This is a genomic window from Streptomyces sp. NPDC002176 (genome assembly GCF_044903645.1).
In the GTDB taxonomy this organism is placed as follows: domain Bacteria; phylum Actinomycetota; class Actinomycetes; order Streptomycetales; family Streptomycetaceae; genus Streptomyces.
Genome location: NZ_JBJDQW010000001.1, coordinates 360,598 through 385,663 on the forward strand (window position 1 = coordinate 360,598; position 25,066 = coordinate 385,663).

General features: G+C 73.1%; 25 protein-coding genes. 13 read left to right on the forward strand and 12 right to left on the reverse strand.

Going from position 1 to position 25,066, the window contains the following annotated elements:
* Nucleotides 1-45: 45 nt before the first annotated feature.
* Together ACI2LY_RS01555 and ACI2LY_RS01560 are read right to left on the reverse strand one after the other, a co-directional pair.
* Nucleotides 46-423: a toxin Doc gene (locus tag ACI2LY_RS01555; protein ID WP_389000446.1), complete on the reverse strand. Its 378-nt coding sequence runs from the start codon at nucleotides 421-423 to the stop codon at nucleotides 46-48.
* A gap of 6 nt (nucleotides 424-429) precedes the next feature.
* Nucleotides 430-672 carry a hypothetical protein gene (locus ACI2LY_RS01560; RefSeq protein ID WP_389000448.1) on the reverse strand — a complete coding sequence of 81 codons (243 nt, stop codon included), beginning with the start codon at nucleotides 670-672 and terminating at the stop codon, nucleotides 430-432.
* Between the two features lie 161 nt (nucleotides 673-833).
* Here ACI2LY_RS01560 and ACI2LY_RS01565 point away from each other — a divergent pair, with 161 nt between their 5' ends.
* Nucleotides 834-2,459: a multicopper oxidase family protein gene (locus ACI2LY_RS01565; protein WP_404705308.1), complete on the forward strand. Its 1,626-nt coding sequence runs from the start codon at nucleotides 834-836 to the stop codon at nucleotides 2,457-2,459.
* 39 nt (nucleotides 2,460-2,498) lie between these two features.
* Here the strand turns inward: ACI2LY_RS01565 and ACI2LY_RS01570 are convergent, their stop codons facing one another.
* The gene (locus ACI2LY_RS01570) at nucleotides 2,499-3,047 is read right to left on the reverse strand and encodes an RNA polymerase sigma factor (protein WP_404705309.1); all 549 of its coding nucleotides are present in this window, start codon (nucleotides 3,045-3,047) and stop codon (nucleotides 2,499-2,501) included.
* A 47-nt stretch (nucleotides 3,048-3,094) separates the two neighbouring features.
* Here ACI2LY_RS01570 and ACI2LY_RS01575 point away from each other — a divergent pair, with 47 nt between their 5' ends.
* From ACI2LY_RS01575 to ACI2LY_RS01590, 4 genes are all read left to right on the forward strand, one after another.
* Nucleotides 3,095-4,474: a serine/threonine-protein kinase gene (locus ACI2LY_RS01575; RefSeq protein WP_404705310.1), complete on the forward strand. Its 1,380-nt coding sequence runs from the start codon at nucleotides 3,095-3,097 to the stop codon at nucleotides 4,472-4,474.
* A 187-nt stretch (nucleotides 4,475-4,661) separates the two neighbouring features.
* A complete protein-coding gene (locus ACI2LY_RS01580) occupies nucleotides 4,662-5,366 on the forward strand; it encodes a DUF4232 domain-containing protein (protein ID WP_404705311.1) in 705 nt (234 codons plus the stop codon).
* A gap of 139 nt (nucleotides 5,367-5,505) precedes the next feature.
* Nucleotides 5,506-6,711 carry an arsenic transporter gene (locus ACI2LY_RS01585; RefSeq protein WP_404705312.1) on the forward strand — a complete coding sequence of 402 codons (1,206 nt, stop codon included), beginning with the start codon at nucleotides 5,506-5,508 and terminating at the stop codon, nucleotides 6,709-6,711.
* Between the two features lie 30 nt (nucleotides 6,712-6,741).
* Nucleotides 6,742-7,257: a universal stress protein gene (locus tag ACI2LY_RS01590; RefSeq protein WP_393914532.1), complete on the forward strand. Its 516-nt coding sequence runs from the start codon at nucleotides 6,742-6,744 to the stop codon at nucleotides 7,255-7,257.
* 8 nt (nucleotides 7,258-7,265) lie between these two features.
* Here the strand turns inward: ACI2LY_RS01590 and ACI2LY_RS01595 are convergent, their stop codons facing one another.
* A complete protein-coding gene (locus ACI2LY_RS01595) occupies nucleotides 7,266-9,086 on the reverse strand; it encodes a ricin-type beta-trefoil lectin domain protein (protein WP_404705313.1) in 1,821 nt (606 codons plus the stop codon).
* 213 nt (nucleotides 9,087-9,299) lie between these two features.
* Between ACI2LY_RS01595 and ACI2LY_RS01600 the strand changes: the two genes are divergently transcribed.
* Nucleotides 9,300-10,112, forward strand: a complete 813-nt coding sequence (locus ACI2LY_RS01600; protein WP_404705314.1) for an endo alpha-1,4 polygalactosaminidase — start codon at nucleotides 9,300-9,302, stop codon at nucleotides 10,110-10,112.
* A gap of 5 nt (nucleotides 10,113-10,117) precedes the next feature.
* Here ACI2LY_RS01600 and ACI2LY_RS01605 read toward each other — a convergent pair whose 3' ends face one another.
* Genes ACI2LY_RS01605 through ACI2LY_RS01615 form a run of 3 tightly spaced genes read right to left on the reverse strand, consistent with a single transcriptional unit; the run spans nucleotide 10,118 to nucleotide 12,120 of the window.
* Nucleotides 10,118-10,627 (reverse strand): flavoprotein, encoded by a 510-nt coding sequence (locus ACI2LY_RS01605; RefSeq protein ID WP_404705315.1) that lies wholly within the window; start codon nucleotides 10,625-10,627, stop codon nucleotides 10,118-10,120.
* Nucleotides 10,628-10,676: 49 nt separating this feature from the next.
* Nucleotides 10,677-10,877: a ferredoxin gene (locus tag ACI2LY_RS01610; RefSeq protein WP_135784678.1), complete on the reverse strand. Its 201-nt coding sequence runs from the start codon at nucleotides 10,875-10,877 to the stop codon at nucleotides 10,677-10,679.
* A gap of 13 nt (nucleotides 10,878-10,890) precedes the next feature.
* A complete protein-coding gene (locus ACI2LY_RS01615) occupies nucleotides 10,891-12,120 on the reverse strand; it encodes a cytochrome P450 (RefSeq protein WP_404705316.1) in 1,230 nt (409 codons plus the stop codon).
* A gap of 360 nt (nucleotides 12,121-12,480) precedes the next feature.
* Here ACI2LY_RS01615 and ACI2LY_RS01620 point away from each other — a divergent pair, with 360 nt between their 5' ends.
* Nucleotides 12,481-12,930: a nitroreductase family deazaflavin-dependent oxidoreductase gene (locus ACI2LY_RS01620; RefSeq protein ID WP_404705317.1), complete on the forward strand. Its 450-nt coding sequence runs from the start codon at nucleotides 12,481-12,483 to the stop codon at nucleotides 12,928-12,930.
* A 66-nt stretch (nucleotides 12,931-12,996) separates the two neighbouring features.
* Here the strand turns inward: ACI2LY_RS01620 and ACI2LY_RS01625 are convergent, their stop codons facing one another.
* Nucleotides 12,997-14,025: a cation diffusion facilitator family transporter gene (locus ACI2LY_RS01625; protein WP_404705318.1), complete on the reverse strand. Its 1,029-nt coding sequence runs from the start codon at nucleotides 14,023-14,025 to the stop codon at nucleotides 12,997-12,999.
* Nucleotides 14,026-14,127: 102 nt separating this feature from the next.
* On the opposite strand from ACI2LY_RS01625, the gene ACI2LY_RS01630 reads away from it, so the two are divergent.
* Nucleotides 14,128-14,427: a DUF4235 domain-containing protein gene (locus ACI2LY_RS01630; protein WP_404705319.1), complete on the forward strand. Its 300-nt coding sequence runs from the start codon at nucleotides 14,128-14,130 to the stop codon at nucleotides 14,425-14,427.
* A 167-nt stretch (nucleotides 14,428-14,594) separates the two neighbouring features.
* Nucleotides 14,595-14,963, forward strand: a complete 369-nt coding sequence (locus tag ACI2LY_RS01635) for an anti-sigma factor antagonist (RefSeq protein WP_404705320.1) — start codon at nucleotides 14,595-14,597, stop codon at nucleotides 14,961-14,963.
* Here the strand turns inward: ACI2LY_RS01635 and ACI2LY_RS01640 are convergent.
* A complete protein-coding gene (locus ACI2LY_RS01640; protein ID WP_404705321.1) occupies nucleotides 14,960-15,913 on the reverse strand; it encodes a ribose-phosphate diphosphokinase in 954 nt (317 codons plus the stop codon). The two genes, ACI2LY_RS01635 and ACI2LY_RS01640, sit on opposite strands and share 4 nt — an antisense overlap.
* 192 nt (nucleotides 15,914-16,105) lie before the next feature.
* Between ACI2LY_RS01640 and ACI2LY_RS01645 the strand changes: the two genes are divergently transcribed.
* The 3 genes from ACI2LY_RS01645 to ACI2LY_RS01655 all read left to right on the forward strand — a co-directional run bounded on the left by ACI2LY_RS01645 (nucleotide 16,106) and on the right by ACI2LY_RS01655 (nucleotide 18,832).
* Nucleotides 16,106-16,795, forward strand: a complete 690-nt coding sequence (locus ACI2LY_RS01645) for a DUF4230 domain-containing protein (RefSeq protein ID WP_404705322.1) — start codon at nucleotides 16,106-16,108, stop codon at nucleotides 16,793-16,795.
* Between the two features lie 84 nt (nucleotides 16,796-16,879).
* On the forward strand, nucleotides 16,880-17,479 hold the full coding sequence (locus ACI2LY_RS01650) for a VanZ family protein (RefSeq protein ID WP_404705323.1): 600 nt from the start codon (nucleotides 16,880-16,882) through the stop codon (nucleotides 17,477-17,479).
* Between the two features lie 117 nt (nucleotides 17,480-17,596).
* Nucleotides 17,597-18,832: an RICIN domain-containing protein gene (locus ACI2LY_RS01655; RefSeq protein ID WP_404705324.1), complete on the forward strand. Its 1,236-nt coding sequence runs from the start codon at nucleotides 17,597-17,599 to the stop codon at nucleotides 18,830-18,832.
* Here the strand turns inward: ACI2LY_RS01655 and ACI2LY_RS01660 are convergent, their stop codons facing one another.
* Nucleotides 18,833-19,099, reverse strand: coding sequence for a hypothetical protein (locus ACI2LY_RS01660; protein ID WP_404705325.1), 267 nt, complete (start codon nucleotides 19,097-19,099; stop codon nucleotides 18,833-18,835). It lies immediately after the preceding gene.
* Nucleotides 19,100-19,222: 123 nt separating this feature from the next.
* Between ACI2LY_RS01660 and ACI2LY_RS01665 the strand changes: the two genes are divergently transcribed.
* Nucleotides 19,223-20,251, forward strand: coding sequence for a PHP domain-containing protein (locus tag ACI2LY_RS01665; protein ID WP_404705326.1), 1,029 nt, complete (start codon nucleotides 19,223-19,225; stop codon nucleotides 20,249-20,251).
* Nucleotides 20,252-20,441: 190 nt separating this feature from the next.
* On the opposite strand, the gene ACI2LY_RS01670 is transcribed toward ACI2LY_RS01665, so the two are convergent.
* A complete protein-coding gene (locus tag ACI2LY_RS01670; protein ID WP_404705327.1) occupies nucleotides 20,442-21,731 on the reverse strand; it encodes an ROK family transcriptional regulator in 1,290 nt (429 codons plus the stop codon).
* 124 nt (nucleotides 21,732-21,855) lie between these two features.
* Nucleotides 21,856-25,029 (reverse strand): cytochrome P450, encoded by a 3,174-nt coding sequence (locus ACI2LY_RS01675; RefSeq protein ID WP_404705328.1) that lies wholly within the window; start codon nucleotides 25,027-25,029, stop codon nucleotides 21,856-21,858.
* Nucleotides 25,030-25,066 lie beyond the last annotated feature (37 nt).

Below are 25,066 nucleotides of genomic sequence, written 5' to 3' on the forward strand. Positions count from 1 at the left end.
CCACATCGACGGGTTTGCAGGGAAGTCGGAGTCGGGCGCGCGGTGTCAGATCCGCCAGGACCGCAGCCGGTCGGCCGCGCCGTACACGTCGGCGCGGCCGGCGGTCACGTCGCGGACGAGGTCGACGAGGGCGCCGTACGGCGGGTCGATGCCCGCGCCGCTGATGTGCAGGTAGGCGACGGCGGTGGCGCAGGCGAAGCGGGCGTTGGCCGCGGGCAGCGGGCGGAGCACGGCGAGGGTGTGCAGCAGGGCGGCGGCCCGCCAGGCGGGGTCGGAGTCGACGCCCAGCCGGGGCGGGTCCACGCGGTGCCGGGCGACGGCGGCGACCAGGGCGGAGAAGTCGTCCACCGAGGGCTGGTCGGGCAGCACGTCCTCATGGCGCTGGAGCAGCCAGGGGACGTCGATGTGGATGACGGGGGGCATCGCCGCTCAGGCGGCCTCGCCCCTGGCCGGGGCTGCCTCGTCGTCGGGGAACGCGGCGGCGAACTCCGCGGCGTGCGCGGTGAAGAAGGCCCGGAACGTCTCCGCGCCCTCCTTCAGCGCCCGGTGCCGGGCGATGTCCGCCGCGGCCGCCTCCCGGACCAGGGCCTTCATCGACGTACCGCGTTCCTTGGCGATCTGCCGCAGGTCCGCGAGTTCGCGCTCGCTGAACTCCACGTTGAGAGCTGGCATGCCCTCACGGTACCGCGAGGGTACTCACCCGTAAATCGAGCCAGATCAGCCGTCCGCACGCCCGGTACCCGGCGTCTCGGACATCTCGCCGGGCCGACACCAGCAGACGCGCCGCCCTCAGATCCATCACATATGAGCACAAAAAGTGTCTTATTTCCTTCATGCATACACCTTCGCGGCGTACTCTCCTCCGCGTCCCGCTCGCTGCCGCGGGCGCGGGACTCCTGGCCGCCTGCTCCGACTCGGGCCCCCGGCCCCGGCCCGGACCGCGCGGCACGATGATGGCGGCGGGGAACTTCGTCCCGCCGGGGCCCGCGGGTTACGTGGAACCGTCGGGTCCGGAGGTCCGGGCCGCCGAGCGTCGGCGCGGCTCGGGCCGGGTGCGCATGGTCACGCTGACGGCCGGTGAGACCACGCTGGACCTGGGCGGCCGGTCCGTGCGCACCTGGGCGTACCAGGACGCGCTGCCCGGACCGCTGGTGCGGGCCACCGCCGGTGACGTGCTGAGCATCACGCTCGCCAACCGGCTGCCGGAGACCACCACGCTCCACTCGCACGGGGTCCGGCTGCGCTGCGACATGGACGGCGCGCCGGGCCTCACCCAGGACTCCATCCCGGCCGGGATGGACTTCAACTACCGCTTCACCGTCGCCGACCCCGGCACCTACCTGCTGCACAGTCACGTCGGCATGCAGCCGGACCGGGGCCTGTACGCGCCGCTCGTGGTGGACGACCCCAGGGAGCCGCTGAAGTACGACAAGGAGTGGGTGCTCGTCCTCGACGACTGGGTGGACGGCGTCGACGGCTCCACCCCGGAGAAGGTGCTGCGGCAGCTCAAGCCGGGCGGCGGCATGGCGATGATGGGCCCCGAGCACCCGGCCCGCCCGACCGCCCACCCGCACGAGCACCCGATGTCGGCCATGCCCCACCCGCCGAAGAACACCGGCCCCGACCGCATGCTGCACGGGCCGAAGAGCCGCATCCTGGACGGGGTCGGCGGCAATGTCGCGTACCCCATCTACCTGATCAACGGGCGCAGGCCGGGCGCGCCGACCTCGTTCAAGTGCCGTCCCGGCGAGCGGGTGCGGCTGCGCATCATCAACGCGGGTTCGGACACCGCCTTCCGGGTGGCGCTCGGCGGCCACAAGCTGACGGTGACCCACACCGACGGCTACCCGGTCGAGCACCGGGAGACGGACGCCCTGCTGGTCGGCATGGCGGAGCGGTACGACGTGCTGATCACGGCCAAGGACGGGGTGTTCCCGCTGGTCGCGCTGGCCGAGGGCAAGGCCGGGCAGGCGCTGGCGGTGCTCCGTACCGACAACAGCAGAACCGTTCCTCCAGCCGATGTGAAGCTGCCCGAGCTGGACCGCGAGCTGGTCCCCGCGCGCCGTCTGCGACCCGCCGACTCCGCGGCCCTGGACCACCGGGAGCCGGACCGCGAGATGCGCATCAGAGTCACCGGCACCATGGAGAAGTACGACTGGGGCTTCGACCACAAGCAGTACGACGTGCGCGAGCGGTACGCGGTGCGGGCGGGCGAGCGGGTCCGGATGACCCTGATCAACGCCACCGACATGTGGCACCCGCTGCATCTGCACGGCCACACCTTCGCGCTGACCGGGATCGACGCGGTGGGCGCCCGCAAGGACACCGCCGTGGTGCTGCCGCACCGCAAGCTGGTCATCGACTTCGACGCCGACAACCCCGGCCTGTGGATGCTGCACTGCCACAACCAGTACCACTCGGAGAGCGGCATGATGGCGATCGTCGGCTACAAGAAGTGAGCCGGTGACACGCGTCCCCGGACCCGCCCCAGCGGCGGGTCAGTGGGCGCGCAGCCAGGGCCGCACCCGCTTGCGGGCCTCGTGCAGCCGGGACTTCAGGGTGCCGAGCGGGATGCCCGCGCGTTCGGCGGCCTCGGCGTAGTCCAGACTGCACAGGTCTCGGTAGACCAACGGCGCGACCAGGTGCGGGTGTTCGCGCTCCAGCCGGTCCAGCGCGTCCAGCAGGTCGAGCCGGGAGCCCGCGATGACGCTGGTGGTGCGCGGGTCCACGGGCTCCGGCACCTCGGCGGGGGCGGGCTGTTCGGCGGCCCGCCGCTTCAGCTCGCGGTACTTCTGGCGGCAGCAGTTGGCGACGACCGTGTACAGCCAGGTGCTGAAGCGGCTGCGGCCCTCGAAGCCGCCGATGTGCCGGGCGACCTGGAGCAATACGTCCTGGGCGGCCTCCTCGGCGTCCTCCCTGCAGGGCAGGAAGCGCCCGCAGCGGCGCACCACCTCCGGCCGCAGCTCGGTCAGCAACCGGTCCAGGGCCGCCCGGTCGCCCGCCGCCGCCAGGCGGGCCAGCTCTTCGGCCCTCGCCGCGTCCGGCACGTCCGCTCCCCCCTCGGAGTCGATCTCAGGGCAGGCATGATAGTCGTATGCACCCCCCGGAGCGGATCGGCCGGTACCGCCTTCAACAGCGCCTGGGCAGTGGCGCCTTCGCCACCGTGTGGCTCGCCCACGACGACGAACTCGACGCCCTGGTGGCGGTCAAGGTCCTCGCCGACAACTGGTCCCACCGCCTCGATGTGCGCGAGCGTTTCCTGTCCGAGGCGCGGCTGCTGCGCCGGGCCGGGTCCAGCCGGGTGGTGCAGGTCTACGACATCGGCGAACTGGACGACGGCAGACCGTACTTCGTCATGGAGTACGCCGACGGCGGCACCGTCGCCGACCTGCTCGCCGCGGGTCCGCTGCCGGTCGCCGAGGCGCTGGAGCTGACGGCGCTGGCCGCGCGGGGTGCCGCCGCGCTGCACGAGGCCGGGATCGTGCACCGGGACGTCAAGCCGACCAACCTGCTGCTGCGCACCGCCCCGGACGGCGGGCGGCGGCTGCTGCTGGCCGACCTGGGGCTGGCCAAGAGCCTCGCGCAGGCGTCCGCGCTCACCCTCGCGGCGGGTTCGGCGGGCTATCAGCCCCCGGAGCAGGCCGAGCCCAACGCGGGCATCGACGAGCGCGCCGACGTCTACAGCCTGGGCGCGGTGGGCTACGAACTGCTCACCGGGACGGTGCCGGGCGCGCCGGGCAAGGTGGTGCCGCCCGCCCGGCTGCGGCCGGAGCTGGACACCGGCGTGGAGCGGGCCGTGCTGCGGGCGCTGGAGCCGGACCGGGAGCGGCGCTGGCCGTCCGCGCGGGCGTTCGCGGACGAGCTGGACCGGCTGGCGGCGGGCCCCGGCCGGGCAGGCTCGTCCGGGGCGGTGCGGGGCAGGCGCGCGGTGCTCGCGGTGGCCGCCGCGGTGGGTCTGGTGGCCGCCGGGAGCGCGGCGGCGCTGGTACTGCACCGGCCCGCCGGGAGCGCCGCGGAGGCGGCGCGGGTACGGGACGCGTCCGGCCGGATCGCGGTGGAGGTGCCCCCGGACTGGGACCGGGAGCTGCGCGACTCCGGGTGGGACCCGCGGGCGCTCGGGCTGGCGGCCGGGCGGGAACCGGGGCTGGTGGTGGCCGACGACCTGTCCCGCTGGTCCGACCTCCGCGCGCCGGTGAACGGCGTGTTCGTGGGCGTCGGCGAGGGGGATCTCACCGGCCGGGTGGACGCGCTGGCGCACTCCGGCTGCCGGAGCGCGGACCGGCGCGCGTTCACGGGGTCCGGCTGGCGGGGCACGGTCCGGGTATGGAGCGGCTGCGCGGGCGGCGGCTCGGTCACCGAGACCGCGCTGCGCCCCTCGGACGGCGCGCACGGCCCGCAGGTGTACGTGCAGGTGCGCCAGCACGGCGACCCGGCCGCCACCGACGGCATACTCCGCTCGCTGCGGGTCACCTGATCGGGGGGAACCCTCGTCCGGCGTGGCGGGGAGGCCCCGGTGAGCGGAGACTTCTTCGGGCGCGGAGGTTTTTTCGCCGCGTCCCGAACTTTTCCGCCGGACGGCGCATCGGAAGGTGTGACGGCGCATCGGGCGCCGACGGCACGCGGCCCCCGTGTGCCGTGGATTTCAGGGAGGCATGTGCGACATGGCGAACTCATCCCCGGCCAGGCGGCGCGGGACCCTGCTCGTGGGCACCGCCGCCGTACTGGGCCTCCTGACCGCCTGCGGCAACGGCGACGTGGGCGCGGCACCGGCGAAGACGGTGTCCGGTTCGGCGGCGCCCGCGACCGAGACCTCGGCCCCGCCCGAGTCCACCGGCTCGCCCGACCCCGCCGACACCCCCTCTCCGGTGACCCAGAGCGGCGGCACTTCGACCCCCAGCTCGGCGCCGGACACGGCGACGAGGACCGTCAAGCCCGACAGCGCGAAGAGCACCCGCTGCCACACCTCGGAGCTGCGGGCCGCCGTGGGCCGCGTGGACCCGGGCGCCGGGCAGGAGAACTTCCCCGTCGTCCTCACCAACAAGTCGTCCCGCACCTGCACCCTGCGCGGCTATCCGGGCGCGGCCTTCGTGAACGCCTCCGGCACCCAGCTCGGCCGTGACCCGGAGCGCACCTCGGGCTCTCCGGTGACGGTCACGCTGCGCCCCGGCCAGAGCGCGTGGGCCGGGCTGACCTTCTCCAACCCGCAGATCAGCGGCGCGAAGACGGCGAAGCCGGCCTCGCTGGTGGTCACCCCGCCCGATGAGCGGGACCCGCTGAAGGTGACCTGGACGGGCGGCGCGGTGCCGGTCTCCGGGAACGCGTCCTCGGTCCGCCTGACCGTGTTCGCCCCCGGTTCGGGCGCCTGACCGGGCACGACGGCGCCGGGCCCCGGTCGGCCCGGCGCACCGGCGTCTGTTTTCATGAGCGGGCACATCACCCCAGGTCCGGAGGAACGCCCTGAACACCCCGCTCGCCGAGGCCCTGTCGGCCGTCCTGCTCGTCGCCGTGCTCGCCTGGGCGGTGGTACGGCCCTTCGGCTGGACGGAGGCGGTGCTCGCGGTGCCCGCCGCCGGTGTCGCCATCCTCACCGGCGCCATCTCCCTGGACCACGCCCGCGACGAGGTGGCCCGGCTGGGCCCGGTCGTGGGATTCCTGGCCGCGGTGCTGGTGCTGGCCCACTTCTGCGACGTGGAGGGCCTGTTCCGGGCCTGCGGGGCGTGGATGGCCCGCTGGTCGCGGGGGCGGCCGGTACGGCTGCTGACGGCGGTGTTCGCGCTGGCCTCGGTCATCACGGCCGTACTGAGTCTGGACGCGACGATCGTGCTGCTGACCCCGGTGGTGTTCGCCACGGCCGCCCGCTCCGGCGTGCGCCCCAAGCCGCATGTCTACGCGTGCACGCATCTGTCGAACACGGCGTCACTGCTGCTGCCGGTGTCCAATCTGACGAACCTGCTGGCGTTCGCGGCGAGCGGGCTGTCCTTCACCCGGTTCGCGGCGCTGATGGCGCTGCCCTGGCTGGCCGCGATCGGCGTGGAGTACGTGGTGTTCCGGCGCTTCTTCCGCCGCGACCTCTCGGCGGCGGCACCGGTCGCGCGGGACACCGGGGAGGAGCCGCCGCTGCCGGTGTTCGCGCTGGTCACCGTGGGCTGCACGCTCGCCGGGTTCGTGGTGGCGTCGGCGTTCGGTGTCGATCCGGCCTGGGCGGCGGCCGCGGGGGCGCTGGTGCTGGCCGGGCGGGCCGTGCTGCGGCGGCAGGCGACCCCGCTGTCCGTGGTGCGGGCGGCCGCGCCGCCGTTCCTGGCGTTCGTGCTGGCGCTGGGCGTGGTGGTGCGGGCGGTCGTGGACAACGGGCTCTCGGACGCGCTCGGGCAGCTGCTGCCGTCCGGGAGCGGGCTGCTCGCACTGCTGGGGATCGCCGCGCTGGCCGCCGTGCTGGCCAACCTGATCAACAACCTGCCCGCCGTGCTGGTGCTGCTGCCGCTGGCGGCGCCGGGCGGGGCGGGCGCGGTGCTGGCGGTGCTGCTGGGCGTGAACATCGGCCCGAACCTCACCTACGCCGGTTCGCTGGCCACCCTGCTGTGGCGGCGGATCGTGCACCAGCACGACGAGGGCGTGGACCTCGGGGAGTTCACCCGGCTGGGTCTGGTCGCCGTGCCCTCGGCGCTGGCGGTGTCGGTGGTGGCACTGTGGGGGGCGCTGCAGATCTTCTGACGGGATGGCGTGGAACGAGGAGGGCATCGGATGCGTGCGGTCGTCTGGCTCGTCGAGGGCACCTGGCCCGCCTGTGTGGACGCCGTGCGCGTGCACGCCCCGCACGCCCGTGAGGTGGTGCTGCTGCATGTGACGGGGCCCGAGGTGCCGGAGGTGGCGCACGGCGCGTTCGCGGGGCTGATGGGGCGGGGGCGGGCCTGGGGGCAGGGTCCGGCGGAGGGCTGGGAGGCCGATCCGGGTGACCGGCTGGAGGCACTCGGCGACGGCTCGGCGGCGGAGCTGCTGGACGCGGCCGCCGAGCGCCTGGGCCGCCCGTGCGTACGCGAGGAACGGTCGGGGCGGCCGGAGCGGGAGGTGGTCGCGGCGGCCGAGGGCGCGGGCCTGCTGGTGCTGGCCCGCGACGGCGACCGCTCCCGTCTCGGCCCGCACAGTCTGGGCCCGGCGGCCCGCTTCACGGTCGACCACGCCCCGTGCCCGGTCCTGCTGGTCTGGCCCGGAGAGGCCCCCGGCCTGAGCACGATCCCGCCCCCGCCGCACCATCACTGAGCCACGGCTCAGCGGTGCCGACCCCCGAAGCCGCCACCCCCGTACCGGTGTCCGCCTCCCCCGCCGTCCCTGCCGCAGCGGTCCCGGTACGAGGAGCAGGTGTCGTCGTCCGTCGCGCTGGGCGTGGGACTGGCGGTCGCCGTCGGGGTGGGGCTGCTGCTCGGGGCCGGTGCCGGACTCGTGGAGTGCTCGGCCGGGGTGGGCTTCGCAGAGGTCCTTCGGGCCGGGGGCTTGGTGGCTCCCTTGTCCCAGTTGACGACCTCCATCTGCGGATCGTTCCCGGCGGTGTCCACGACCCAGCGCTGGACGGCGGTCTCGGCGCGGTTCTTCAGCACCAGCGCCCCGGAGCCGTCGGTGGCGGCCGGGGTGAGGGCCAGGTTCTGGTCCCAGCGGGGTACGAGGGTGCCCTGGAGGGTGAAGTCGTAGCGGATGAAGCGGCCGTCGGTGCCGGTGGCCGAGCAGGGGGCGAGCCGGACCGAGTAGCCGAGCCGGGAGTCCAGGCAGAGGGCGGGCGCCGCGTCGCTGCGCAGCCTGCCGTCCGCCTCGTACCGCCAGCGCTGGCCGGGTGCCGAGGAGCAGGTGACGACCTCGGTCTCGGCGCCCTCGACGGCCTTCTGGCCGACGATGCCCACGCACCGCCCGGAGGCGACGTTGTGCAGTCGGCCGCGCACCGTGGGCCGGTTGCCGTCCGCGCCCGCCCAGGACGGCTGGGGCGCGGGCGTGGAGGTGCCCGGTGTCGGGGACGGGGTGGCGCCGTGGGCCGTGGCGGGGCCGTCGTCGGAGCCGAGCACGGCCCACAGGACGAGGGGCAGCGCGACCAGGGCGCTCACGGTGGTGACGGCCAGTGAGAGGTTGCGCCTGCGGGCCCGCCGGGCCGCGCGGTGGGCGGTACGGCCGCCGGGGGCCTCGTCGACCGTGACGGGTGCGGCGGCCGGGGGCGCGAAGTCCTCACCGCCGGACGGCAGGGGCATCGCGGGTACGGGCGGCGCGGCGCTGTCGTCGGCGCGGGCGGCGAGGTAGGCGGCGGCGCCCCAGCCGAGCACGGCCTCGGCGAGGGCGAGGCCGAGCCCCTCGTTGAAGCGGGCGAGCTGGTCCGCGGTGCGGCCGCAGTGGCCGCAGCCGTCGAGGTGGCCGCCCAGGTCCGGGTCCATGGCGAGCCCGCCGCCGCGCCGGAAGGTGACGTCCAGCATCCGCAGATAGCGGCCGCACTCGGCGTCGGGGGCCAGTTCGCGGTGCGTCTGGAGGCACTCCTCGCGCAACCGGTCGCGTGCGCGGCCGAGTTCGACGGCGGTGCTCTCCTCGTCCAGCCCCAGCAGCGCGGCGGGCACGGCGAGGGGTTCGCCCTCGACCTCGGTGTGCCAGAGCACCGCGCGGGAGGGCTGGGGCAGCCGCTGGAAGGCGCGCGCCAGCAGCCGCCTGCCGGGCGCCGGGAGCAGCCGGGCGGCGGCGCGCTCCCCGCTCGCCGGGTCGGGCCGCAGCGCGGGATGCAGGAGTTCCTGCCTGCCGTCGGTGTCCCATTCGGCGGCGATCCGCCGTACGGCGACGAGGAGTTGGGGGCGCCAGGCGGCGGACGGCCCGGCCTGGCGGAGCGACTCGCCGAAGAGCCGGGTGAACGCGGCGGTGGTCAGCATGCCCGCCGCGCGCGGTCCGTCGGCGCAGAGCCGGGCGTAGGTGAAGGCGGCGGCCCAGTGCCGGTCGAGGAGTTCACCCACGGGGTGCAGTCCCGGCGTCGTTCCCGTCCACTTCATGAGTTCCGCGCTGAGTTCGCCGTCGGATATCCCGAACGGCCTCGTGGAATCCTGGGAATTCGACAGCCCTTCGCCCTTCACGCTCTGTTCCTCCAGAATGCACCCGGAATCAGGTCCGTACCAATCGGCGGGAGGGTGGCCGAGCCGACATCAACTCCCGTTGGGTGAGGGACAATCACTCCCGTCACAGCGACGCACACTTTCGCACAGGGCGACAGTGGGGAACAAGAGATCTCCCGTCCGAAAACGGGTTCACGGGAGATCTTTGACCCATATTCAGGAGACACGAAATCGTTGACGCATCACAGAAAGCCCGGTGACGGGAGCCGAGCCGTTCTGCTCGCCCTCACCCTGCTCCTCACCGGCTGCGGCACCGGGCACGACCCGGCACCGCGGGCGCCCCGACTGCCGCCCCGGCACGCCGGGTTCGACTACCAGATCGGCGGCGCATACCCCCCGCCCGCAGGCGTCCGCGTTGTCACCCGCGACCGCGCCGACTCCCCCGCCGATGGCCTGTACACCGTCTGCTACGTCAACGCCTTCCAGGCCCAGCCGCAGGAGCGCGCCGACTGGCCGGCCGACCTGCTGCTGCGCGACCGCGCGGGCCGGGTCGTCGTCGACGAGGACTGGGACGAGCCCCTGCTCGACATCGGTACCCCGGCCAAGCGGGCCCGGATCGCCGACCGGGTGAACCGCTGGACCGACGGCTGCGCGGACAAGGGCTACGACGCGATCGAGCCCGACAACTACGACAGCTACACCCGCTCCCGCCACCTGCTCACCCCCGCCGACGCGACCGCCTTCATGCGCCTGCTCACCCGGCACGCCCACGCCCGCCACCTGGCCGTCGGCCAGAAGAACACCCCGGAACTGGCGGGCAAGCGCGAGAGCGCCGGTCTCGACTTCGCGGTGGCCGAGGAGTGCGGCCAGTACGACGAATGCGGAACCTACGCCCGCGCCTTCGACGACCGGGTGCTGGACATCGAGTACACCGACACGGGCCTCACCAAGGCGGTGTCCGCGTGGGGCTCGCGGCTCAGCATCGTCCGCCGCGACCTGGACGTCTCCCCACCGGGCGAGCCCGGGTACGTACGCCGGACGGGCTGACGCTCTCAGGGGCCGTCCAGCAGTTCCAGCCCGCGTATCCAGTCGAACGCGCCCGGCACCCGCCCCTCCCCGAAGCGGACGCCGAGACCGCGCAGCCGGGTCAGGCTCTCCTGGTAGGCGGGGTGGGCGGCCAGCGCCTCGCCCACGCTGGGCAGGACCGCGAGGGGCACGCCGAGCCCCAGCGCCTCGCAGAGGGTGCCGACGGCCAGGGTGTCCGCGATGCCCTGGGCCCATTTGTTGACGGTGTTGAAGGTCGCCGGGGCCACCACGACCGCGTCCGGTGGCGGAAAGGGGCGCGGGTCGGCCGGTGAGCGCCAGGCGGAGCGGACCGGGCGGCCGGTGCGGGACGCGGTGCCGGTCGCGTCGAAGAAGCCGTTCATCGCCGCCGGGGTGGCGATCACCCCCACCTCCCAGCCCCGCTCCTGGGCCTCGGCGATCAGCGTGCCGACGCCGAAGGCGACACCGGCGGCGCAGACGACGACGTAGAGAAAGGGCTTCCCGGTGGGTTCGGTCACCGGGAAACCCTATAAGCCCTGTTGAGCTATGGGCCCAACTGCGCGGCGGTCAGCTCTCGGTGACGGTGATCGCGCCGACCGGGCAGGCGCGGGCGGCCTCCCGGAGCATGGGGCTGCCCGCCCCGTCCTCGGCGCCGGGCAGCAGCGTGCTGTAGCCGTCGTCGTCCTGGGTGAAGACGCTCGGTGCTGCCAGCGTGCACTGGCCCGCGCCGATGCAGAGGTCCTTGTCGATCTCGATGTCGGTGTGCATGGCGAGAAGCCTCTTACCAGGTCACGGGGAGTTCCAGCATCCCCTGGATCGTGTCGCCGGGCTTGAACGGGATCTCCTCGGCCGGTACCGCGAGGCGCAGGCCGGGCAGCCGGGCGAGCAGGGTGCCGAGGGCGATCTCCAGCTCCGCGCGCGCCAGGTTCTGGCCCAGGCACTGGTGGATGCCGAAGCCGAAGGCGACGTGATGGCGGGCGGAGCGGTTCCAGTCGAGGGCGTCGGGGTCCGCGTACACGGAGTCGTCGCGGTTGATCACCGAGGTGGAGAACATCACCCCTTCCCCGGCGCGGATGGTGACGCCGTCGATCTCGATGTCGTCGACGGCGACCCGGACCAGGCCGTCCGCGATGGACAGCATCCGCATCAGCTCCTCGACGGCGGTCGGCAGCAGCGCGGGGTCGGCGCGCAGCTCGGCCAGCCGTTCGGGGTGCTGGAGCAGGGTGTAGGTGCCGAGCGAGATCATGTTGGCGGTGGTCTCGTGCCCGGCGACCAGCAGGATGACGGCGAGCGAGACGAGTTCGCGCCGGTCCAGCGCACCCTCGCTGAGCTGCTTGTGGACCAGGTCGTCCAGTACCCCTTCGCCCGGCTCGGGGTGGGCGGCCTTGGCGTCGATCAGGCCGCCGAGGTAGGTCTCCAGCTCCGTGCGGGCGTTCTGGCTGTCCTCGGCCGTCGGCCCGCGCAGCAGCTTGCGGGACTGCTCCTCGAAGAACTCGTGGTCGGCGTACGGCACCCCGAGCAGGCCGCAGATCACCATGGACGGCACCGGCAGCGCGAACGCCGACACCAGCTCGGCCGTCGGGCCCCGCGCGATCATGGCGTCCAGGAGGTCGTCGACGATCTCCTGGATGGCGGGCCGCATCGCCGCGGCGCGTTTGACCGTGAACGACGGGATCATCATCCGCCGCTGGATCTGATGCTCGGGGTCGTCCAGGCCGAGGAGGGCGACCCGGCGGTCCCGGACGCCCGCGAACCGGGCGGTGGGGATCGGGAACTCCGGGCGGCACCGGTCGCTGGACAGCCGGGGGTCGGCGAGCAGCGCGCGGGCCGCGCCGTGCCCGGTGACGGCCCAGACCTCCCGGCCGTCGTACAGGGTGACGCGGGAGACCGGCCGCCCCTCGCGCAGCGGGCCGTACCCGGTGGGCGGGTGGTAGGGACAGGTGCGGTCCTGCGGGAAGGCGACGGGGTCTGCCGCCTTCGCGGGGCCGGTGGTGTCCGTCAGTTCCGTCATGGGTGGACCTCGCAGACGAAGAAGTACCTCGAACCGATCTTCATTAGATGCCCCGGGCACCTATGGGGCGACGCCAAGTTCGGCCAGATCGGCGACCCGTCGGATCTGGCCGAAGAAGCGCGTCCGCCTGAGGTGTCCAGGTACCGGAATCCGGTCGTCCGACGCACATCGGTCCTCCCAGTGTCGTCGCCCGCGCCCCTTTTCGGCCACCCCCGGCCGGGAACGGCCGGAGAGATCCGGCTATTCACCCGCGTGGCCCAGAGATTGCGCGGTACGGATGATTCCGGCGGCCCCCCGTGTTGCGGTGGAGCGCAGGCGTGAAGCCGTCGGCACGAGGAAACACGACGAAGGGGAGAAGCCATGCCTCTTGAGGGCGAGTACGAGCCGAGCCCGGAGCAATGGGTACGCGATCAGGTCGAGCAGTACGAGAGGTCCGGCGGGACGGAGGGGACGACGCTGCGGGACACCGGGATGCCGGTGATCATCCTGACCACGCGCGGCAACCGCAGCGGCAAGATCCGCAAGACGCCGCTGATGCGGGTGGAGCACGACGGGACGTACGCGGCGGTCGCGTCCCTGGGCGGCGCGCCCAAGCATCCGGTCTGGTACTTCAATGTCCAGGCCGATCCGGCGGTCGAGCTCCAGGACGGGCCGGTCAAGCGGGAGATGCGGGCCCGCGAGGTCACGGGCGACGAGAAGGCGAAGTGGTGGGAGCGGGCCGTCGCCGCCTATCCGCCGTACGCCGACTATCAGGAGAAGACCGACCGGGAGATCCCGCTCTTCGTGCTGGAGCCCGCCGACGCGAGCTGAACGGCCGCCGGGGGACGGTTCGCGCACCTCGCGGGTGTGAACCGTCCCCCGGCGGGCACGCGAAGGTCAGGCCCCGCCGCGCTCCCCCGTCGCGGCGGGGCTTTCGCGCGCCTCGCCCGGCGGGCGGTCGCTCGCGTCGCGGTCGGTCACGTCGAGGAAGATCTGTCCGGCGTCGGGGAACATCTCGGCGACGGACCGCTTGATGCGTACGGCGACCTCCTCGACCTCCTCGCTGTCCATCCCCGGCACCAGGTCGACGCGGGCGGCCACGAGGGCGGAGTCGATGCCGGTCTTCATCGTGAACAGCGCCTCCACGCTGTCGATCTCCGGCTGGGCCCGCAACAGTTCCCGTATCCGCCCGGTCAGCTCGGGGTCGGCGGCCTCGCCGATGAGCTGGTCGCGGGCGTCGCGGCCGAGCCGGTAGGCGACGTAGACCAGCAGGGCGCCGATCAGGATCGACGCGCAGCCCTCCCAGAGGGCCTGGCCGGTGAGCATGTGCAGCACCATGCCGATGGCGGCGAAGGTGACACCGAGCACCGCGGTGCCGTCCTCGGCGAGCACGGTACGCAGCGCGGGGTCCTCCACGTCCCCCACGCTCACGCCCTGGCGGTGCGCCTGGCGCACGGCCCGAAACAGGGACAGGCCCTCGGCGACGAACGCGACGCCGAGCACGATGAGACCGGCGATGTAGCCGCTGAACTTCTCCTCGGCGCCGCTCGTGATCGCCTCGAAGCCCTGGAAGAAGGAGAAGCAGCCGCCCATGACGAAGATCCCGACCGCGGCGAGCAGGGACCAGAAGAACCGTTCCTTGCCGTAGCCGAAGGGGTGGCGGGCGTCCGGCGGGCGGCGGCTGCGGCGCAGCGCGGCCAGCAGGAACACCTCGTTCAGGCTGTCGGCGACCGAGTGCGCGGCCTCCGACAGCAGGGCGGGCGAGCCCGCGAAGATCCCGCCGACGGCCTTGGCGACCGCGATCACCAGGTTCGCGCCGAGTGCCACGAGGACGGTGACACGGGTATGACTGTCGGTCTTGGCGGCCTCCTGGCCGTCTCTGTCGTCGGTCTTCGTGTCCGGCTGCTGTTCCGAAGTAGCGCTCACCTGTCGCCGACTGCCCCGGGCGGGGAGGATCACACGGGCCCGGACGGGGGAGGTCGGGGGCTGTCGGGAGAGGACCCGGGCCCGGTGAGGAAGGAGTGACACATGGCGAAGAAGAACAAGAACATCAGCAAGATCAAGGCGCCCCTCCTCCACAAACCGGTCGGCTTCGCGATCAGCTGGGCGGGCGGTGCGCTGGCCGGGCTGGCGTTCCGGAAGGCGTGGATGGTGATCCGGCACGAGGAGGAGGCGCCCGACCCGCTGGACCAGGACCGCCGCTGGGGCGAGATCCTGCTGGCGGCGGCGATGCAGGGCGCGATCTTCGCGGTGGCCCGCAGCGTGGTGGACCGCACGCGGGCCAAGGCGGTCATGCGCTCCACGGGCACCTGGCCGGCTGGTCGATAGCTAGCCGACGGGCGGCCGGTAGCTGGCCGATCACAAACGCACAGATTCGAACCAGCTACGTCAAACTCGAAGACATATGTCAAGCGAACATGCTCAAATTCCTCCTGTCGAGCTAGGTTGCCGGGCGGCGCGATGCGTCGCGGGCGCGGGTGGGAGGGGGTGCCGTCGTGCGGGAGGAACCCACCCCGCCCACCCGGCATCTGCGCGTGCACGAGGACCGCGGGTACACCGTGCTGGAGTTACGGGGTGAGATCGACATCGCTTCGGCGGCGGAGATCTCGCCCCTGCTGGACCGGCTCACCGGCCGCGAACACGCCCGTGTCGTACTGGATCTGCGCCCCGTGGAGTTCTTCGACTGCTCGGGGCTGCGCCTGGTGAACCGGGCCCGGCGCCGCGTCCTGGAACGCGGCGGCCACCTCCAGTTGGTCTGCGTCCACCCCCTTACCCTCCGCGTCCTCGGGGCCACGGGCCTGACCAGCATCCTGCCCCCGCACCCGACCCTGGAGTCGGCCCTGCGGGCCGCGGACCCCCGCTAAGCCTCCGCGGGCTGCTCGAACAGCGCGCTCACCGATTCCCCGTCGTGGATGCGCCGTACCGCCTCGGCGAGCGCGGGGGCGATGGACAGGACGCGGAGCTTGTCGGAGTGCTCGTCCTCCGGCACCGGGACGGTGTTGGTGCAGACGATCTCCAGGACGTCCGGCTGTTCGCCCAGCCGCTTCAGGGCACCCGCGGCGAACAGACCGTGGGTGCAGGCGATCCGGATCGAGCGTGGCTCCAACTCCCGCAGCCGGTCCACAAGTTCGAGCACCGTGCTGCCCTTGGCGATCTCGTCGTCCAGCACGATCACGTCCCGGCCGGTGATGTCGCCGATCACCGAGCTGATGCTGACCCGGTCGTCCGCGAACCGCTGTTTGGCCCCGGCCGCGACCCGGGCGCCGATCAGCCGGGCGAAGGCGGCGGCCTCCTTGGCGTTGCCGAGGTCCGGGGAGACGACGGTGGTGCGGGACAGGTCGTACTGCCGGAAGTGCGCGGCGAGTTCGCGCAGCGCGTGCAGGTGGTCGACCGGCACCGAGAAGAAGCCGTGCACCTGCGGGGCGTGCAGGGTCATGGTCAGCACCCGACTGGCGCCCGCCGCCACCAGCAGGTCCGCGACCAGGCGGCCGCCGAGCGAGATGCGGGGCGTGTCCTTCTTGTCGGAGCGGGCGTAGGAGTAGTGCGGCATGACGACGGTGATCCGGGCCGCGGAGGCGCCGCGGGCCGCGTCGCACATCATCAGCAGCTCCACCAGGTGCTCCTGCACCGGCCGCACCAGCGGCTGGAGCAGGAAGACGTCCCGTTCCCGACAGTTGGCCCGGAGCTGGACCTCCAGGCAGTCGTTGGCGAACCTGCTGACCCGTGCCGGACTGAGGGCGACGCCCAGGTGCGCGCACACCTCCTCGGCCAGCCGGGGGTGGGCGCTGCCGCTGAAGACGGCGATGTCTCGCACGATCCCGCTCCTCGCATGATCGGTACGGGCTGGGCGGCCATGCTATCGGCCCTCCCCCGCCCGGCCCGGACGCCTGGCGTGGCGGGTCTCGTACGGGAGCGGCAGGGGTACGTACGTCAGCGGCGGGGGATGGTCAACTCGCTTGCCTGTTCGCTTACTTGGTGGGCATCCGAGGAGGGGGAAGGGAGAACCGTGGAGAAGACGACTACGGCCGGTGAGGCGACTACGGTCCAGCAGCGGCCCCGGCGGCGGACGCCGCTCTGGGTCAAGGTGCTGGCGGGCATCGCCCTGGTGCTGGTGCTGCTGTTCGCCGGGATACGGCTGGCCGTGCTGCCCGGCATCAAGGACCTGTTCGGCACCGAGTCCCGCGACCGCTCGGGCCCGGCGCTGCTGCAGTCCATCCAGGACATGAGCCGCTACCAGGCCGCCTCGGGCAACTTCCAGGTCGTCGTGGACCTGGAGAAGAACGCCAAGTATCTGCCCGACGCGCTGCGCGGCACCCGCACGCTGTACGTCGGCGCGGGCACCGTGGACGCCTATGTGGACCTCGGCAAGGTCGGCGAGCAGGACGTGACGGTCAACGACGACCGCACCTCCGCCGTCCTGAAGCTGCCGCACGCCCAGCTCGGCAAGCCCGCGCTGGACCCGGACCGCTCGTACGCCGTATCCAAGCAGCGCGGTCTGCTCGACCGGCTCGGCGATCTGTTCTCGGACAACCCCAATGGCGAGCAGGCGGTGCAGAAGCTTGCCGTCAAGCACATCGGCGAGGCCGCGCAGGACAGCGAGCTGACCACACGCGCCGAGTCCAACACCACCGGCATGCTCCAGGGCCTGCTGCGCTCCCTCGGCTTCAAGGACGTACGCGTGTCGTACGGCTCCTGAAGCTTCGCCCGGACCGGCATCACCGGCCGGTTACCGGGCACTCGCTGCTTCTCACGGGGATGTTCACGACTGGAGGACCACCGCATGGCCCGTACCGCCCTTCGCCTGCCGACCGTACTGCGCACCCCTTTGCGGCGGGGGCGCCTGGAGAAGACCGAGCCCGCGCCGGTCGAGCCGGAGCCGGTCACCGAGCCCGCCCCGGTGGTGGCGGAGCGCAGGCCGCTGCCGCTGCCGATCCGGCTACCGATCATGCTGCTGGCGTTCATCTTCATGGTGGCGTTCGCCATCGCGCTGGCCCGGATCACGCTGGAGCCGTCGCCCGCGTCGGAGGCGCTGACGCACAGCAACATGCACCCGGGCAACTCCCTGAAGGCGTACTTCGAGTACGGGACGGTGCGCGACACCCTGAAGCAGATCGGCGGCAACGTCCTGCTGGGCGTGCCGTTCGGCGTGCTGGTGCCGGTGCTGGCTCCGCGGGCGCGGGGCGTCCTCCAAGTCCTGTTCCTCACCGCGCTGGTGATGCTGATGGTGGAGCTGACCCAGGGCGCGCTGATCACCGGGCGCGCCTTCGACATCGACGACGTCATCCTCAACACCACGGGTGCGCTGCTGGGTTGGCTGCTACTGGGGCGCCGACTGGGGCGGGCGGTGCACGCGCGGCGGCCCAAGGTGGTGGAGGACTGAGCGTCCTCCACCGGTTTGTCCGAGCCGTCGATCACTGGTCTGTACCAAGGTATTGACGGCCCCGGTCCCGATCTCTACAACAAGAGGCGTCACTCCCCCCATGTGAAACGGAGAGTCATGGCATCCCCACGCCTGCTCCGCAGATGCCTCCTTGCCGCTCTCTCCGCCGCGCTGGTCGGTTCGGCGGCCGTCGGTCCCGCGAGGGCCGATACGGCCGCCGCCCCGGCCGTCGCGGCGGCGACGTTCTCGGACTCCTTCGACGGCCCGGCGGGTTCGGCCGTGGACGGCTCCAAGTGGACGCTGGAGACCGGAGACAACGTCAACAACCACGAGCGGCAGTACTACACCTCGGGCACCAAGAACGCGGCGCTGGACGGCCAGGGCCACCTGGTCATCACCGCCAAGCGTGAGAACCCCGCGAACTACCAGTGCTGGTACGGCAGTTGCCAGTACACCTCGGCCCGGCTGAACACCTCGGGCAAGTTCAACGCGCAGTACGGGCATGTCGAGGCCCGGATGAAGATCCCGCGCGGGCAGGGCATGTGGCCCGCGTTCTGGATGCTGGGCACGCCGGTGAACTGGCCGGACTCGGGCGAGATCGACGTGATGGAGAACGTCGGCTTCGAGCCCTCCACCGTGCACGGCACCATCCACGGCCCCGGCTACTCCGGCTCGGGCGGCATCGGCGCGGGCTACTCGCTGCCGAACGGGCAGGCGTTCGCGGACGCCTTCCACACCTACGCGGTCGACTGGGCCCCGGACTCCATCACCTGGACCGTGGACGGCAACGTCTACCAGCGGCGCACCCCGGCCGACCTGGGCGGGAAGACCTGGGTGTTCAACAAGCCGTTCTTCCTGATCCTGAACCTCGCGGTCGGCGGCTACTGGCCCGGCGACCCGGACGGCTCGACCCAGTTCCCGGCGCAGCTCGTCGTGGACTCGGTGTCGGTGACCACGAGCGGCGGCTCGACGGGCGGCAAGGCCATCCGCGGCCTGGCGGGCAAGTGCGCGGACGTGGCGGCGGCGAACTCCGCCAACGGCACCCCCGTACAGCTCTACGACTGCAACGGCTCGGCCGCCCAGCAGTGGACCGTCGGCTCGGACGGCACGATACGGGCGCTCGGCAAGTGCCTGGACCTGAAGGACAACGGAACGGCGGACGGTACGCCCCTGCAACTGTGGGACTGCGCGGGCAGCGCCAACCAGAAGTGGGTCGTCTCCTCGGCCAACGACATCGTCAATCCCCAGGCCAACAAGTGCCTGGACGTGACGGGCGCCAATTCGGCCAACGGCACCCGGCTCCAGCTGTACACCTGCAACGGCACCGCCGCCCAGAAGTGGACCGTGGGCTAGTCACCCCTCGCCTCGGCGGATGCCGCGCACCCGCCAGGTGAACTTGTCGCCGCCGACCCAGCGGACCACGTCGGGGTCGTCCAGATCGTGGATGACGATGCCGCGGGCGGCGGCGGCCTCCAGCACGCCGGTGATCGACGTGACCTCGCCGATCACCTCGCCGTCGATCTCCATGATCCGGAAGGGCGGCGACCCCGGCTTGCCCTGACAGACCCCGAGCACCCGGATGCGCGGATTGGACATGTACGGAGCTGATTGTTCGGTCATGTCTCCGAGCGTAGAACGCGAGGCGCGGGGACGGCTCGTCCGCACGGGCCGTCCGGGCCGCCACCGTGCGGAGACCGCGCCGGTGGGCAACCCTGGAGGTCCGTGCGGAGCCGGGAGGTGGCCATGGAACCCGTCGCGGCGCTGGACCGGATCGCCTTCCTGCTGGAACGCTCGCTCGCGCCCACCTACCGGGTGCGGGCCTTTCGCACCGCCGCCCGCGTGCTGAAGGACATGCCCGAGGACGAGATCGCCCGGCGGGTCTCCACGGGCACGCTCCAGACCCTGAAGGGCATCGGGCCGAAGACCGCGAAGGTGGTCGAGGAGGCGCTGACCGGGGACACGCCCGCGTATCTGCGCTCGCTGGAGGAGGACGCCGGGGGCCCGCTGACGGCGGACGGCGGCGAGGAGCTGCGGGCGCTGCTGCGCGGGGACTGCCACACCCACTCGGACTGGTCGGACGGCGGCAGCGGAATCGAGGAGATGGGCTGGGCGGCGGCCGAGCTGGGCCATGAGTGGACCGCGCTCACCGACCACTCCCCCCGCCTCACCGTGGCCCGCGGCCTCTCCCCCGAGCGGCTGCGCGAGCAGCTCGACCTGGTCGAGGCGCTGAACGCGCGCTGGGCACCGTTCCGGCTGCTCACCGGCATCGAGTGCGACATCCTGGACGACGGCTCGCTGGACCAGGAGCCGGAGCTGCTGGAGCGGCTGGACGTCGTGGTGGTGTCGGTGCACTCCAAGCTGAAGATGGACGCCGCCGCGATGACCCGCCGGATGGTGGCCGCCGTCTCCGATCCGCACGCCGACGTGCTGGGCCACTGCACCGGTCGGCTGCTCACCGGGCGCGGGCGGCCCGAGTCGGCGTTCCACCCGGACGAGGTGTTCGCCGCGTGCGCCGAGTCCGGCACCGCCGTGGAGATCAACAGCCGTCCGGAGCGGCTGGACCCGCCGAAACGGCTGCTGCGCAAGGCAGTGGACGCCGGGACGCTGTTCTCCATCGACACCGACGCGCACGCGCCGGGCCAGCTGGACTGGCAGATCCTGGGCTGTGCCCGCGCCGAGGAGTGCGGGGTGCCCGCCGGGCGGGTGGTGAACACCTGGACGGCTGACGAGTTGCTGGACTGGACCCGCGAGGGGCGGGTGCCCACGCCCTGACCAGGTTCCCGCGTTCTGACCAGGCGTTTCATCGCGTGACCCGGATCACCTCGCCGGGCGGGAACGCCACCCCGTGGTTGTCCGTTGAACCGTACGTGGACGCGGGCCCGCCCTGACCTGGACCCCGTCCGCGATGGACCGCCCCGGCCGTGATTCCCCCGTCACGGCCGGGGCATCTTCGTGTCCGGGCTCAGCGGGGGGTGCGCTCGTCCAGCGCGGCCCGCCAGGCGGGCGGCCGGTCCTCGGGGGCGGGTTCGGCACGACGGCCGCCCCGGCCGAAGAAGTCGGCCAGCGGCAGGATGGCCGCGCCTACGGTGACCGCGTCGGGCCCGAGCCGCCCCAGCTCGATGGTGACCTGGTCCGCCGGGTATCTGAGCGCGTAGGTGGCCGCGTGATGGCGTACGGCGGGCAGGAAGCGGGTGCCGAGCTGGAGCCCGGCCCAGCCGCCGATGAGGATGCGCTCGGGCTGGAAGAGGTTGATCAGGTCGGAGAGGCCCGCGCCCAGGTACTCGGCGGTCTCCTCCAGCACGGCGAGCGCGACCGGGTCGGGTTCCGCGTCCCCGGCCGGGTAGGCGGCGGCGAGCATCGCGGTGAGCGCGGTCTCCTCGTCGGTGCCCTCGGGCGGGCGTCCGCCCTCCTCGCGCCAGCGGGCCAGCAGCGATTCGGCGCCCGCGTACGCCTCCAGGCAGCCCGGCGCCCCGCAGCGGCAGCGGCGCCCGCGCACCCGTACCGTCAGATGCCCCCACTCCACCGCGCGGCCATTTTCCACCTCGGGCGTGACCAGGCAGGCGCCGACGCCGGAGCCGAAGAGGACCACCAGGGCGTTGCGGGCGCCGCGCCCGGCGCCGAACCACATCTCGGCCTGACCGAGCGTCTTGGCGCCGTTGTCGATGAAGTACGGCACGCTCTCGGGGAGCCCGGAGGTCGCCCGGAGCAGCCGCTCCAGCGGGACGGCGTCCCAGCCGATGGTCTGGCCGTGCACCACGGCGCCCCGGTCGGCGGTGTGCTCAACGATGCCGGGCACGCCCACCCCGACCCCGAGCAGCCGCTCGGGTCGGGCGCCCTCGGCGGCCAGCACCTCGGCGACGCCGTCCCGGATGTGGCCGGTGATGTCGTCCACGTCGTAGCCGGGTCGGGTCAACGGGCGCTCGGCGCGGGCGAGTTCGGTCAGGGCGAGGTCGAACAGCTCGACGCGGACGCGGGTCTCGCCGACGTCCACGCCGATCATCTGGCCGCTGTGCGGGGCGACGCGGAGCAGGGTGCGGGGGCGGCCGCCGTCGGAGTCGACGCTGCCCGCCTCCTCCACGAGTCCGTCCGCGATCAGGTCGGCGACGACATTGCTCACCGAGCCGGAGCTGAGCCCGGTGGCCGGGCCCAGTTCGAAGCGGCTGAGGGGGCCGTCGAAGTACAGCCTGTGCAGCACGGCCGTGCGGTTGCCCCGCCTCAGATCGCGTACCGTGCGCCCGTTCCGCCCCGCCATGTGGCCCCTTCCGAACCGTGCCCGACCTGCAACATACCCTTCGGCGCAGGCCGGACACGACTTCACGGGCCCCCTTATTTCATGCTGTGAGATTTCCAGGGGGTGCGGGTGGGGCGGGTGCGGCTCAGCCAGCCGCGTACACGTCCTCCACATAGCGGCCCGCGCCGACCAGCTCGTCCAGCCAGCGCGCCGCCGACGCCTCGTCCGCGCCGGGGGTGCGGTCGCGGTACAGGGTGCGGAACGCCTCGCGGACGCCGGGTGCCATACGGGCGCCGTCGCCGCAGACGTAGACGCGCGCCCCGGCGCCGAGCAGCCCCCAGACCTCGTCGGCCTCGGCGGCGATCCGGTGCTGGACGAACTGCGCGCCGTCGACCGGGGCCGCGCTGAAGGCGGGACGCAGCGAGACGGCTCCGGCGCTCTCGGCGGCGCCCAGTTCGGCCGCGTGGAGGTAGTCGGCGTCGGGGGCGTCACAGCCGAAGTAGAGCAGTGCGGGCGGGAGTTCGGCGCCCTCGGCGCGGGCGGCAGCCCGGTCCATGACCACACCGCGGAACGGGGCGAGCCCGGTACCGGCCGCGATCAGCACGACAGGGGTGGAGGTGTCGGTGCGGAACGCCTCGCGGCAGGGCTGGACCCGGGCGTACACCGTGTCGCCGGGCTTCACGCCCGCCAGGTGGCCCGAACCGGTGCCCCGGTAGCGGCCGTTGCCCGAGCGTGCGGGGGCGTCCAGCACCGAGACCATGAGGTCGGCGTGGCGCGGGTCGGCGGCCGGGGACGAGGAGATGGAGTAGTGCCGCGGGCGCAGCGGGGTGAGCAGGTCGAGCAGGCGGGGCCAGTCGAGGGCCTCGCGCAGGGCGGGGTGGTCCTCGATCAGTTCCAGCAGGGTGCGCGGGTCGTCGCCGGTGAGGGCGGCGAGGGCAGCGCGCTCGGGCGGGCAGGGGTTGGCCGCGGCGAGCAGTTCGCGCTGGCGCGCGGTGGGCCGTTCCTGCAACTCGACGTGCCGGGTGAGGAGTTCGCGCACGGTGAGCGGGCGGTCCACGGCGAGTCCGTCGCGGCGCGGGCGGGTGGCGCGGATGTCGAGCACCGTGTACGGGTCGGCGCCGAGCGCGGCGAGGGCCCGTTCCACGGTCTCGGGGGCGTTGCCGGGCAGCACGGTGAGGTGGTCGGCGGTGCGGTAGGTGACGCCGTCGGGCAAGGCGACGCGCAGGAACCGCTTGACGCGGGGGTGTCCGGGCGCGGTGAGGTCGTACGCCTCGGTGACGGTCATCGGGACCAGCTCGTGCCGCTCGGTGAGGGCGTCGAGCGGGCCGCCGGTCAGGGCGCGGACCTCGTAGGCGGTCTCGGGCTCGTCGGCGGGGGTGGTGGCGTCGGGGTCGCCGTACTCGGTGAGCAGGGCGGTGCGCAGTGCGGTGGTGTAGTCGCGGACGGCGCCGGTGAGGTCGCCGGAGGCGTCGGCGGCGGCGCGCGGGGTGAGCCGGGTGGCGCCCAGCTCGGCGAGGCGGGCGTCGATGCGGGTCGGCATGTGCTGGTAGGTGGCGGCCCAGTTGCGGTCGCCGACACCGAGCACGGTGTAGGTGACGCCGGTGAGGTCGTGGTCGCCCTCCAGCCAGGCGGCGAAGGCGACGGCGTCGTCGGTGGGGCGGCCGTTGTAGGAGGCGGCGGCGATGACGACGGGCCGGTCGGTGGGCAGGCCGTCGGCGTAGGCGTCCAGCGGGGCGACCTCGGTGGCGGCGCCGAGGGCGGCGGCCTCGTCGGCGAGCTGTCCGGCGAACTCGCGGCAGGTGCCGTAGTTGCTGCCGTGCAGGAACAGGGCGGCGGTGCCGGGGCGGACGCGGGCGGAGAGGCCCTGCGCGCCGGTGTCCTCGGCGGCGGTCACGGCGGCGGCGCCGGGCAGCGGGGAGTGGACGCGGTCGGCGTCGGTGCGCGGGGTCAGGGTGAGGGTGAAGCCCTCGGGCTTGAGGGTGAGGGTCTCCTTGATGTCCAGCGCGTAGTCGGCGTGGTCGTGCAGCCGGTAGCGGTGGACCAGCATGGCGAGCAGCATGGTCGCCTCGTGCAGCGCGAACTGCCGTCCGATGCAGGCGCGTTCGCCGGTGCCGAAGGGCTTGAAGGCGTGTACGGGACGCTCCGCCTCGGCTTCGGCGGTGAAGCGGTCCGGGTCGAACAGCTCGGGGTTGTCGCCCCAGACGGGCTGGCGGTGCAGCATCGGCACCAGCACGCTGACCGCCTGCCCGGCGCGCAGCGGCACGCGTCCGCCGAGCAGGGTGTCCTCGCGGGCCTCCCGGCTGAACGCGGCGGCGGTCGGCCACAGCCGGAGCGCTTCGTTGAGCACCTGGCGGGTGTAGGTGAGCTTGCCGATGTCGTCGTAGGACGGCTCGGGGTCGGCGGTGTCGCCCCACAGGGCGTCGGCCTCGCGCTGGACCAGGCGGAGCACGGCGGGGTGCTTGGCCAGGTAGTACAGGGCGAAGGACATCGCGCCGGAGGTGGTCTCGTGCCCGGCGATGAGGAAGGTGATGACCTGGTTGCGGATGTTCGCGAGGTCCAGGGTGGTGCCGTCGGCGGGGTGCTGGGCGGTGAGCATCAGCCCGAGCAGGTCGGCGGCCTCGCTCTGGTCGGTGCCGGTGCGGGCGGCGATGACCTCGTCCACGACCCCGGCGAGATAGTCGGCGTCCTCGCGGAAGGCGGCGTCGGCCTCGGTGTAGTCGCCGCCGGGCACGCGGGCCAGGCGGGTCATGCTCCACTGGAGGCAACGCACCATCGACTCGACGAAGGGGTGCGGCTCGGGGCGCTCGAAGGAACCGAAGTCGTAGTCGAACCCGGCGAGGCCGATGGTGTCGAGCGTCATCCGGGTCATGTCGTCGGGCACGTTCACCGGCTGACCGGCGCGGGCGGAGCGGTCCCATGCCTCGATGAGCCGCTGGGCCACCTTCAGCATCACCGGGTGGTAGGCGCGCATGGAGCCGAGCGCGAAGGCGGGCATCAGGATGTCGTGGGCCTTGGCCCAGTTCGGCTCGTCGTTGTACGCGGTGAAGAGGCCGTCGGCGGCGAAGGCGCGCACGTTCTCCAGCGCGGGCCCGATGTGCTTGGCGAACCGGTCCTCGTCGGCGAGGTCGGCGATCAGGTCGGCGTCGGCGACAAAGAGGGCGTCGCGCCCGTGCAGGCGGCGCACCAGCACCGGCCCGTGGGTCCGCATCAGCTCCATGACCTGCTGGATCGGGGTGCGGGTCGGCCCGGTGGCGGTGATGTCGACGACCGGCACGCCGGTGAGTGCGGGGGGCTCGGGGTGCGGTGCGGTGGGGGGCATGGCGCGGCAACTGCCTTTCGCGGGGCGGGACTAGCGT

Excerpts from the sequence above, each read along its gene's own strand:
- ACI2LY_RS01580 (WP_404705311.1), top strand. The coding sequence starts at position 4,662 with ATGGCGAACTCATCCCCGGCCAGGCGGCGCGGGACCCTGCTCGTGGGC.
- ACI2LY_RS01650 (WP_404705323.1), top strand. The coding sequence starts at position 16,880 with ATGGCCCGTACCGCCCTTCGCCTGCCGACCGTACTGCGCACCCCTTTG.
- ACI2LY_RS01560 (WP_389000448.1), bottom strand. The coding sequence starts at position 672 with ATGCCAGCTCTCAACGTGGAGTTCAGCGAGCGCGAACTCGCGGACCTG.
- ACI2LY_RS01590 (WP_393914532.1), top strand. The coding sequence starts at position 6,742 with ATGCGTGCGGTCGTCTGGCTCGTCGAGGGCACCTGGCCCGCCTGTGTG.
- ACI2LY_RS01565 (WP_404705308.1), top strand. The coding sequence starts at position 834 with ATGCATACACCTTCGCGGCGTACTCTCCTCCGCGTCCCGCTCGCTGCC.
- ACI2LY_RS01655 (WP_404705324.1), top strand. The coding sequence starts at position 17,597 with ATGGCATCCCCACGCCTGCTCCGCAGATGCCTCCTTGCCGCTCTCTCC.
- ACI2LY_RS01670 (WP_404705327.1), bottom strand. The coding sequence starts at position 21,731 with ATGGCGGGGCGGAACGGGCGCACGGTACGCGATCTGAGGCGGGGCAAC.
- ACI2LY_RS01615 (WP_404705316.1), bottom strand. The coding sequence starts at position 12,120 with ATGACGGAACTGACGGACACCACCGGCCCCGCGAAGGCGGCAGACCCC.
- ACI2LY_RS01555 (WP_389000446.1), bottom strand. The coding sequence starts at position 423 with ATGCCCCCCGTCATCCACATCGACGTCCCCTGGCTGCTCCAGCGCCAT.
- ACI2LY_RS01665 (WP_404705326.1), top strand. The coding sequence starts at position 19,223 with ATGGAACCCGTCGCGGCGCTGGACCGGATCGCCTTCCTGCTGGAACGC.
- ACI2LY_RS01610 (WP_135784678.1), bottom strand. The coding sequence starts at position 10,877 with ATGCACACCGACATCGAGATCGACAAGGACCTCTGCATCGGCGCGGGC.
- ACI2LY_RS01675 (WP_404705328.1), bottom strand. The coding sequence starts at position 25,029 with ATGCCCCCCACCGCACCGCACCCCGAGCCCCCCGCACTCACCGGCGTG.
- ACI2LY_RS01620 (WP_404705317.1), top strand. The coding sequence starts at position 12,481 with ATGCCTCTTGAGGGCGAGTACGAGCCGAGCCCGGAGCAATGGGTACGC.
- ACI2LY_RS01660 (WP_404705325.1), bottom strand. The coding sequence starts at position 19,099 with ATGACCGAACAATCAGCTCCGTACATGTCCAATCCGCGCATCCGGGTG.
- ACI2LY_RS01575 (WP_404705310.1), top strand. The coding sequence starts at position 3,095 with ATGCACCCCCCGGAGCGGATCGGCCGGTACCGCCTTCAACAGCGCCTG.
- ACI2LY_RS01630 (WP_404705319.1), top strand. The coding sequence starts at position 14,128 with ATGGCGAAGAAGAACAAGAACATCAGCAAGATCAAGGCGCCCCTCCTC.